We start from the raw sequence: 8,992 nt of genomic DNA, 5'->3' as shown, positions 1-8,992 counted from the left end.
GGCCGCGGTACATGCGCACCGAATGGCTGCGCGGTTCCTCGTCGACGACCCGGGGTGCCGCCGCCTCGTCGGGCAGTTCGTGGCCGCGATACTGGCGCACCGGGTGCGCCGGCGCGGCGGCCTGGGGCATGTCGCTGAGTTCGGCGAGGCGGACGCCCAGTGCGCGGGTGTCCGCGTCGTCGGAGCGCAGGCAGGCGAGCAGCATGGCCTCCACGGCATCGGGCTGGTTGAGGTGGATGTCCAGGGACATCTCTTCGCGCAGGCGGCGGCGCAGCGAACGCATGCAATCCAGAATGGCTTTGTTCAGTTCCATGGCGGCTCCCTCATAGCGGTTGCTCGGCTCGCCGATACCCCGGCGGATACTGCGGGTACACAGGCAAGTGGCGTGCCAGAGCGGTCGGGCGCCGAACTGTGCGGGCGTTCACAGGTCCATAGGCGGCCGGTCGCACGCAGCTGGTGCATGGCGCACCGCTCTGGCGCCCGTTGAAGCGAACCGGCGACCCGGCCGGCGACCCGGTATACTGGCCGCCATCCGCCCTGCCTTTCCGTATTTCCGAAGGTTCCTATGCGCAACGACGCCCACGATGAGCTGGATCACGTTCCCAGCCTGACCACCGACCCGCGTGACCGTGACGACTATCAGAACAGTTACACCCCCGCCCCTGAGCCCGCACCCCGTGCCGCAGGGCGCACCGTCCAGGTGGAGCGCCGCCGCGGCGTCGGCACCGGCCCGCTGTGGGCGCTGATCGGCGCCCTGGTCATCGCCCTCGGCGGCCTGAGCTGGTGGAGCTACCAACAGATCGCCCAGATGCAGGCCCAGCTGGTGGTGACCCAGGAGACCTTCGCCCGCATCAGCGAAGACGCCGCCGGGCGCATCCAGGACATCAGCGGCAAGGTGGTGGCGGCCGAGTCCACCGTCACCAGCGGCAGCGAGGCGCTCAAGCTGCGGGTCAAGCAGCTGGAGGCGAAGCTGGCCGAGCTGGGCAAGCAGCAGCAGACCGTGGCCGGCCAGGTGAGCGGCCAGGACAAGCGCATCGAGCAGGTCGCCGCCGACCTGAAGGCCCAGCAGGGCGCAGTCGCCCAGTTCGACGGCCGGCTGGAGAAGCTGTCCGGCGAACAGCAGGCCGGGCTGGCCGGCGTCGGCAAGCTGCAGGAGCAGCTCAAGAGCCAGGCCGCCGATATCGAGGCGCTGAAGAAGAAGGGCGACCCGAGCCAGGCCGTGCGCACCTTGGAGCAGGACCTGCTGGTGCTGCGCAGCGAACTGGAGACCCGCGCGGCGCAGAACAATACCGCCGAGTTCGACGCCTTCCGCGCCCAGGTCACCCGCAACATCAACGGCCTGCAGGCCCAGGTGCAGAACCTGCAGCAGCAGCTCAACGCCCGTCCCTGAGCCGCCGGGAAAAGAAAACGCCGCGATCCGGCTACCGGATCGCGGCGTTTTTCATGGCTATGTCCTTGTAACGTGTTGCGTGGGCAGGCCCCGCTGTCTGAACACTGCGGCTGCCTGTCCTTGGGTCCCCGCCTTCGCGGGGATGATGGTTTCCCCCCTACCTCGTCATCCCCACGCAGGCGGGGATCCAGAAACGCTCAGGGCACTACAAGATCTAACGGGGACACCGCCTTTTCATGGCCCGCATCACTTGCGCGTGAGCGGCGGCCGCTCGAACTGCACGCCGCCCAGGCCGGTCCGCTGCAGGGCGCGGATGTTGGCGTGGTCGCTGCCTTCCGGCGTGGCCAGCACAGAGCGGTAGTGCTCGCCGAAGGCGCGCAGGGTTTCCTCCAGGCTGAAGCCTTCCAGCTGGGCCAGGCCGAGGGTCTTGCACGAGCCCTCGTTCTGTCCGGCGGCGTTCTCCACGCCGCCGTTGCGGAAGGCGCTGGGCTGGTAGTCGTAGTGTTCGGCGACGAAGGCCAGGGTGTCGGCGAACTGGAATTGCTCGCCATGCAGGCGGGCGCGGAAGTCTTGCAGGCTCATGGCTGTTGCTGTCCTTTGTCGAAGGCCGCCAGTTGCTCGGCGCTGGCTTCTTTCTGGTGCTTGGCTTTCCACTCGGCGTAGGGCATGCCGTAGATCGCCTCGCGCGCCTGGTCCTGGCTCAGCTCGACGCCGAGGTCGTCGGCGGCGGCCTTGTACCACTTGGACAGGCAGTTGCGGCAGAAGCCGGAGAAGTTCATCAGGTCGATGTTCTGCACATCGGGGCGCGAGCGCAGGTGCTGGACCAGGTTGCGGAAGGCGGCGGCCTCCAGTTCGATGCGTTGCTGTTCGGTCATGGTCGGGCTCCCGGTCGTCTGGGTGGCAGATGATAGAAGCCCGCTCCGGCAGCGGCAACGCCCTAGCGATGGCCCGCCAGGGTGATCGACACCGACTCGGCGAAGCGCAGGGCGTGCAGCTTGTCCACTTCCACCTCGGCGTAGCGCACCGCCGGGTTGGCCATGACCAGGTCGAGGATCTCCTGGGTCAGGCGCTCGAGCAGGGCGAAGCGGTTCTCCTCGACGTGGCGGATCACCGCCTTGGTGATGGTGCGGTAGTTCAGGGCGTGGTCGATGTCGTTGCCCTGCACCGCCTCGGCGGCGGGGTAGAGGATGGTGAGGTTGATCAGCACGTCCTGCTTGTTGTTGATCTCCTCTTCCTTGATGCCGATGTAGGTGCGCAGGCGCAGGTCCTTGACCCGGATGCGCGCCATCCCAGGTTCCAGTCGCGGCATTTGAGTGCTCCGTCCGGTCAGTTGTGGGTATCGCCGGCGCGTCGTGCGCCGGGGCGCCCAGCATACCCGCGGTCAGCGCAGATGACGACCGCCGTTGACCGCCAGCGTGGTGCCGGTGACGTAGGGGTTGTCCAGCAGGTAGCGCAGGCTCTGGTAGATCACCTCGGCGCCGGGCTCGATACCCAGGGCCGATTCGGCCAGGCGCCGGGCGCGGTACTCGTCGTCGTCGCCCGCGTTGAACTGGATCAGCGCCGGGGCGATGCCGTTGACCTTGATGGCCGGGGCGAAGCGCGCGGCGAAGGACAGGGTCAGGCTGTCCAGACCGGCCTTGCTGGCGCAGTAGGCGGGGCGCTTGGCGCTGCCGGTGCGCGCCACGTCGTCGCTCAAGTGGACGATGTCCGCCGGCGTGCTGCGGCGCAGCAGTTCTTCGCAGTGCAGGTTGATCAGGTAGGGCGCCAGCATGTGCACGCCGACCATGCGCTGGAACACCTCGGCCTCGTGGCCGGGTGTCTCGGTCTCCCAGTCCGAGGCGTTGTGGACGATGGCGCGCAGGCGGTCGGTGTGGCCCTTCAGCTGTTCGATGAAGGCCAGGATGCCGGCCTCACTGGAAAAGTCGGCCCGCAGGGCGGTGGCGCCGCGCTCGCGCAGCAGGCGCACGCCCTCGCGTTCGCTGCGGTAGCTGAAGATCACCGGCTGGCCCTCGTCGAGCAGGCGCAGGGCGCAGTGCAGGCCGATGCGCTGGCCGGCGCCGGTGATCAGGATGGGAGCGGCGGAGGTGTTCATGCGGGGCTCGTCGATCTGGCTGGATCGGCAAGTAAACTCCAGGCCCCGCCGCGCCACAACCCTGCGCGCTGGCGGGGAGGCGTCTCAGCGGGCCTGCAGCGGCTCGTCCGCGGCGCGGGCGCGACGCCCCTGCAGCCAGGGCTCCAGCAGGTGGGTGGAGAGCGGGATGAACCAGTAGGTCATCAGCGGCGTCAGCACCAGGGTGCTGAGCAGCACGCGCAGCATCAGCGGCCACTCGGCCATGAAGCCGCCGAACAGCAGGTTGAAGGCCAGCGACACCGGGAAGAAGGCCAGCCAGATGGCGATGCTCTGCTTCCAGCGCGGCGGCCGGCGATCGGCGTTGCCGAACCAGGCGTCCAGGCCGCTGATGCGGTGCTCGTGGGGCTGGGCGAACAGGCCGGCGCCGCGCTGCAGCCAGGTGCGGCGCGAGGCGGAATGCTCCCAGGCGGCGAGGGTGGCGGCATCGGCGAAGCGGAACACGATCTGAAATTCGTCGTCCCCGGGCGGCGGGGCCAGGACGCCGGAGCCCAGGTAGCCGGGGAAGTCGGCGGCGAGTTGTTGGCCTTCATGTAGCCAGGCGCGGAAGTCGTGGAAGCACTCGCGCGGAACGCGGCGTGCCACCAGCATGGTGACCGGATCGGTAGACATCGTGTATCTCCACAGCGACAGGCGCGGCCCGGGTAGGGCGTTGCGCGGTATGGCCCGCCGGGGTGATGGCGGGCCATAGAAATTAGGTCAATGTTATTGCCATTTATGGGGGATGGCTAGAGGCACGCGGACGGGCATTCGGGTAATGGGGCGGGCAAAAGAAAAAGCCCGGCGCTGGGCCGGGCTTTTTCGCAGCGCATGGGCGCTTACTTCACTTCCACCGCCAGGTTCTCGGCGATCTTCTTCTGCCAGATCGCCGGGCCGGTGATATGCACCGATTCGCCGTTGGTGTCGACCGCGACGGTCACCGGCATGTCCTTCACTTCGAACTCGTAGATCGCTTCCATGCCCAGTTCGGCGAAGGCCAGCACCTTGGACTGCTTGATCGCCTGGGCGACCAGGTAGGCGGCGCCGCCGACGGCCATCAGGTACACGGCCTTGTTGTCCTTGATCGCGTCGATGGCGATCGGGCCGCGCTCGGACTTGCCGATCATGCCCAGCAGGCCGGTGCTTTCGAGGATCTGGCGGGTGAACTTATCCATCCGCGTGGCGGTGGTCGGGCCGGCCGGACCGACCACTTCGTCGCCCACCGGATCGACCGGGCCGACGTAGTAGATGAAGCGGCCCTTGAGGTCCACCGGCAGCGGCTCGCCCTTGTTCAGCATGTCGACCATGCGCTTGTGCGCGGCGTCGCGGCCGGTGAGCATCTTGCCGTTGAGCAGCACGGTCTCGCCCGGTTTCCAGCTCTGCACTTCTTCCGGGGTGATCTCGTCGAGGTTGACGCGGCGTGCGCTCGGGCCGGCTTCCCAGACGATTTCCGGGTAGGCGGAGAGGTCCGGCGCTTCCAGCTCGGCCGGGCCGGAGCCGTCGAGCACGAAGTGGGCGTGGCGGGTGGCGGCGCAGTTGGGAATCATGCACACCGGCAGCGAGGCGGCGTGGGTCGGGTAGTCCATGATCTTGACGTCGAGCACGGTGGTCAGGCCGCCCAGGCCCTGGGCGCCGATGCCCAGCTGGTTGACCTTGTCGAACAGCTCCAGGCGCAGTTCCTCGATGCGGTTCTGCGGGCCGCGGGCCTTCAGTTCGTGGATGTCGATGTGCTCCATCAGCACTTCCTTGGCCATCACCGCGGCCTTCTCGGCGGTACCGCCGATGCCGATGCCGAGCATGCCTGGCGGACACCAGCCGGCGCCCATGGTCGGCACGGTCTTGAGCACCCAGTCGACGATCGAGTCGGACGGGTTGAGCATGGCCATCTTCGACTTGTTCTCGGAGCCGCCGCCCTTGGCCGCGACGTCCACTTCGACCTTGTCGCCGGGGACGATGGAGTAGTGGATCACCGCCGGGGTGTTGTCCTTGGTGTTCTTGCGGGCGCCTGCCGGGTCGGCCAGGATCGAGGCGCGCAGGACGTTCTCCGGCAGGTTGTAGGCGCGGCGCACGCCCTCGTTGATCATGTCGTCGACGCTCATGGTGGCGCCGTCCCAGCGCACGTCCATGCCGACCTTGATGAACACGGTGACGATGCCGGTGTCCTGGCAGATTGGCCGGTGGCCGGTGGCGCACATGCGCGAGTTGATCAGGATCTGCGCCATGGAGTCGCGCGCGGCGGGCGATTCTTCCTTCAGGTAGGCCTCATGCATGGCCTGGATGAAGTCGACGGGGTGGTAGTAGGAGATGAACTGCAGGGCGTCGGCGACGCTCTGAATCAGGTCATCCTGCTTGATCACGGTCATGGTGCGCTCCTCTATCGGGGAACATCTATATAAGGAAACGCCGGACCACGACCCGGCGCGACTGCGGAAAAAACGGCGCCGCAGTATAGCGCGGCGGCAGGGGTGGGCACAGTCCGCGAGCGGTGGCCGATGGTCGATAGGTGGCGGCCGGTGCGCTATCAATTTTGTGATCACGAAGGTAGAGTTGGGCAAGGTGCCAGTACGGGATGGAGCCCATGAGCGTGAGTAGTCCGGGGGCGACGAGACGAAGCCTGCAGAGCCTGTTGCTGAAGCGTTTCGGCATGGCGGTAGCGAGTTACGCCCTGGTGATTCTGACGCTCTGGATCGCCGTCTGGGCCGGCCTGTACAACGGCACCCTGCAATTCGCGCTGTTCTGCACCGGCCTGGCGGTGGTCAGCCAGCTGGTCTTCTTCCTGCTGTTCATCAGCGGCCGCAATCTGCGTTTCGGCGACCCCAGCCTGACCGAAGCGCAGATTCTCGTGGGCGTCGCCCTGCACACCGCGCTGCTGGCGCAGCTCGACAGCGCGCGCGGCAGCCTGCTGATGTTCTACATGGTCATCCTGATGTTCGGCGTGTTCCAGCTGCGCCCGCGGGTGTTCGTGCGCAACGCCGCCATCGCCTTCTTCGCCTTCGCCGGCCTCAACCTGTGGGACGGCTACCAGATGCGCCTCGCCGAGCCGGCCCAGGCGTTGCTGCAATGCTCCGCGCTGTTCATCGGCCTGGTCTGGCAGAGCCTGTTCGCCAGCTATGTACAGGCCATGCGTCAGCGCATGCGCCAGCGGCGCTACGCCCTGCAGGCGCACCAGGACACCCTGCGCGGCATGATGCGCCAGCTCGAGGACCTGGTGGCCACCGACGAGCTGACCGGCCTGTTCAACCGCCGTCATTTCCTGCGCCTGGCCCTGCGTGAGCTGGACAACCTCGGCCACGGTCGTCAGCACGGCCTGGCGCTGATCGATCTGGACCACTTCAAGCGCATCAACGACATGTACGGACATGCCGCCGGCGACCGCGTGCTGCAGACTTTCGCCGCAGTGGCGCGGGCCTGCCTGCGCGACGGCGACGTGCTGGCTCGCTACGGCGGCGAGGAATTCGTGCTGATGTTGCCCAACACCGACGCCGACCAGTTCACCAGCTGCTGCGAGCGCCTGCGCGAGGCCTTCGCCAGCGCCGAGCCGGTCGGCGTGCAGGTCAGCAACCTCAGCCTCTCGGCGGGCATGACCCTGCTCTGCGAGGGCGACGATCTCGACGAGGCGCTGCAGCGCGCCGACCAGGCGCTGTACCGGGCCAAGCGCGGCGGGCGCAACCGCTGCGACGCGGCCTGGGAGGGCGCCGGTGCCTGAACCGAGGGTGCATGCCGCCGGCCGTGCCTGGCCGGTGCCTGCCGGCAGCAACCTGCTCGATGCGCTCAACGGCGTCGGTCTGCGGGTGCCCTACAGCTGCCGCTCCGGCAGCTGCCACGCTTGCCTGGTGCGCTGCGTGCGCGGCGAGCTGCTGGACGAGCGGCCCGAGGCCTTGAGCGAGGAGCGTCGCGACCAGGGCTGGCGCCTGGCCTGCCAGTGCCGGGTGGTGGGCGATGTCGAGGTCAGGCTGTTCGACCCCGCCCATGACGGCCTGCCTGCGCGGATAGCGTCGCTCGACTGGCTCGGATCGCGAGTGTTGCGCCTGCGGGTGCAGCCGGAGCGGCCGCTGCGCTACGAGGTCGGCCAGCACCTGGTGCTGTGGACTGACACGGGTGTGGCGCGCCCTTATTCGCTGGCCAGCCTGCCGGGCGATCCCTGGCTGGAGTTCCACCTGGACTGCCGCCAGGGCGGCGCCTTCAGCGACGTCGCCCGCCATCTGCGGCCGGGCGACCCGCTGCGCCTGGGCGAGCTGCGTGGTGGCGCGTTGCGCTACGACCCGGACTGGAGCGAGCGGCCACTCTGGCTGCTGGCCACCGGCACCGGCCTGGCGCCCCTGTGGGGCGTGCTGCGCGAGGCGCTGCGCCAGCATCACCAGGGCTCGATACGGGTCATTCACCAGGCGAATGACGAGGTCGGTCATTACCTCGCCGAGCCGCTGCGGGCGCTGGCCGCCACCCATCCGCAGCTTCAGGTGCAGCTGGTGGGCGAGTCCGAGCAGGCTGCGGTTTTGGCGGAACTGCGGCTTGTTTCGCGGCAGACCCTCGCCTTACTCTGCGGCTCGCCCGCCAGCGTGGAAGCCTTCGCCCGCCGTCTGTTCCTGATCGGCGTGCCGCGCAACCAGGTATTGGCCGACCTCTTCCTTCCCCACGCCTAGCCCGGCGCGTGCCGGAATGCCAGACGGTTTCCGTGTAGCGCAAGGCAGGCGCGGATACCTTTCCCGCGGGCGCATGGCCTCGGCCGACACCCAGAAGACAATGGAGCTGCGATGAGCGAACACATACAGGTCGAACGCGAAGGGGGGCTGCTGACCCTGCGCCTGGCCCGCCCGGACAAGATGAATGCGCTGACCCTCGCCATGTACAGCCGGATGGCCGAGGTATTGGAAGAGGCCGATGGGGATCGTGGCGTCCGCGCGGTGCTGATCACCGGCGGGCCGGAGTGTTTCACCAGCGGCAACGACGTGGCCGATTTCTTGCAGTCGCCGCTCAGCGGCACTGACAGCCCGGTGTTCCGCTTCATGCGCGCGCTGTTCGATTTCTCCAAGCCGGTGGTGGCCGCGGTGGCCGGTCCCGCCGTAGGCATCGGCACCACGCTGCTGCTGCACTGCGACCTGGTGTACGTGGCGCGCGACGCCAAGCTGCGCACGCCCTTCGTCAATCTCGGCCTGTGTCCGGAATACGGCTCCAGCCTGATCCTGCCGCGCCTGCTCGGCCAGGCGAAGGCCTCCGAGGTGCTGCTGCTGGGCGAAGTCTTCAGCGGTGCCCAGGCGGCCGAGTGGGGCATCGCCACCGCGGCGCTGGAGGATGGCCCCAGCACGCTGGCCAGGGCGCGCGAGATGGCGCTGCGCTTCCTCGAACTGGCGCCCTCGGCGCTGCTCGACTGCAAGCGTCTGATGCGTGCGCCGGCGCGCGAGGAGCTGCGCAAGGTGATCGAGGAGGAGGGCGCCCTGTTCGCCCAGCGCCTGCGTTCGCCGGAGGCGGTCGAGGCGCTGTCGGCCTTCATGGAGCGG

The 8,992-nt window shown here is 68.3% G+C and carries 11 protein-coding genes; 4 read left to right on the top strand and 7 right to left on the bottom strand.

Annotation, left to right across the window (positions count from 1 at the left end):
- Positions 1-313 (bottom strand): hypothetical protein (locus tag N5D30_RS25675; protein ID WP_279911270.1); only part of this gene is annotated, 313 nt, incomplete at its 3' end.
- A gap of 252 nt (positions 314-565) precedes the next feature.
- Here N5D30_RS25675 and N5D30_RS25670 point away from each other — a divergent pair.
- A complete protein-coding gene (locus N5D30_RS25670) occupies positions 566-1,390 on the top strand; it encodes an ATPase (protein ID WP_279911268.1) in 825 nt (274 codons plus the stop codon).
- Between the two features lie 246 nt (positions 1,391-1,636).
- Here N5D30_RS25670 and N5D30_RS25665 read toward each other — a convergent pair whose 3' ends face one another.
- From N5D30_RS25665 to N5D30_RS25640, 6 genes are all read right to left on the bottom strand, one after another.
- Positions 1,637-1,972, bottom strand: a complete 336-nt coding sequence (locus N5D30_RS25665; RefSeq protein WP_279911267.1) for a HopJ type III effector protein — start codon at positions 1,970-1,972, stop codon at positions 1,637-1,639.
- Positions 1,969-2,265, bottom strand: a complete 297-nt coding sequence (locus tag N5D30_RS25660) for a DUF1244 domain-containing protein (protein WP_279911266.1) — start codon at positions 2,263-2,265, stop codon at positions 1,969-1,971. Before N5D30_RS25660 ends, N5D30_RS25665 begins: the two co-directional genes overlap by 4 nt.
- Positions 2,266-2,327: 62 nt before the next feature.
- Positions 2,328-2,699, bottom strand: a complete 372-nt coding sequence (folX, locus tag N5D30_RS25655) for a dihydroneopterin triphosphate 2'-epimerase (protein ID WP_220812802.1) — start codon at positions 2,697-2,699, stop codon at positions 2,328-2,330.
- Between the two features lie 72 nt (positions 2,700-2,771).
- Positions 2,772-3,482, bottom strand: coding sequence for a dihydromonapterin reductase (gene folM, locus N5D30_RS25650; RefSeq protein ID WP_279911265.1), 711 nt, complete (start codon positions 3,480-3,482; stop codon positions 2,772-2,774).
- Between the two features lie 84 nt (positions 3,483-3,566).
- Positions 3,567-4,130 carry an antibiotic biosynthesis monooxygenase gene (locus N5D30_RS25645; RefSeq protein WP_279911264.1) on the bottom strand — a complete coding sequence of 188 codons (564 nt, stop codon included), beginning with the start codon at positions 4,128-4,130 and terminating at the stop codon, positions 3,567-3,569.
- Between the two features lie 206 nt (positions 4,131-4,336).
- Positions 4,337-5,860 (bottom strand): fumarate hydratase, encoded by a 1,524-nt coding sequence (locus N5D30_RS25640; RefSeq protein ID WP_279911263.1) that lies wholly within the window; start codon positions 5,858-5,860, stop codon positions 4,337-4,339.
- Positions 5,861-6,075: 215 nt separating this feature from the next.
- Here N5D30_RS25640 and N5D30_RS25635 point away from each other — a divergent pair, with 215 nt between their 5' ends.
- The 3 genes from N5D30_RS25635 to N5D30_RS25625 all read left to right on the top strand — a co-directional run.
- Positions 6,076-7,203 (top strand): GGDEF domain-containing protein, encoded by a 1,128-nt coding sequence (locus tag N5D30_RS25635; protein WP_279911262.1) that lies wholly within the window; start codon positions 6,076-6,078, stop codon positions 7,201-7,203.
- Positions 7,196-8,137: an iron-sulfur-binding ferredoxin reductase gene (locus N5D30_RS25630; protein WP_279911261.1), complete on the top strand. Its 942-nt coding sequence runs from the start codon at positions 7,196-7,198 to the stop codon at positions 8,135-8,137. The genes N5D30_RS25635 and N5D30_RS25630 overlap by 8 nt, the downstream gene beginning before the upstream one ends.
- A gap of 111 nt (positions 8,138-8,248) precedes the next feature.
- The coding region (locus N5D30_RS25625) for an enoyl-CoA hydratase-related protein (protein WP_279911260.1) at positions 8,249-8,992 on the top strand (744 nt) is incomplete at its 3' end.

Origin of the sequence: Pseudomonas sp. GD03875 (assembly GCF_029840585.1) — a bacterium.
In the GTDB taxonomy this organism is placed as follows: domain Bacteria; phylum Pseudomonadota; class Gammaproteobacteria; order Pseudomonadales; family Pseudomonadaceae; genus Aquipseudomonas; species Aquipseudomonas paralcaligenes.
The sequence above is the reverse complement of the archived record's forward strand: the minus strand, read 5'-3'. Positions and strand labels throughout refer to the sequence as shown.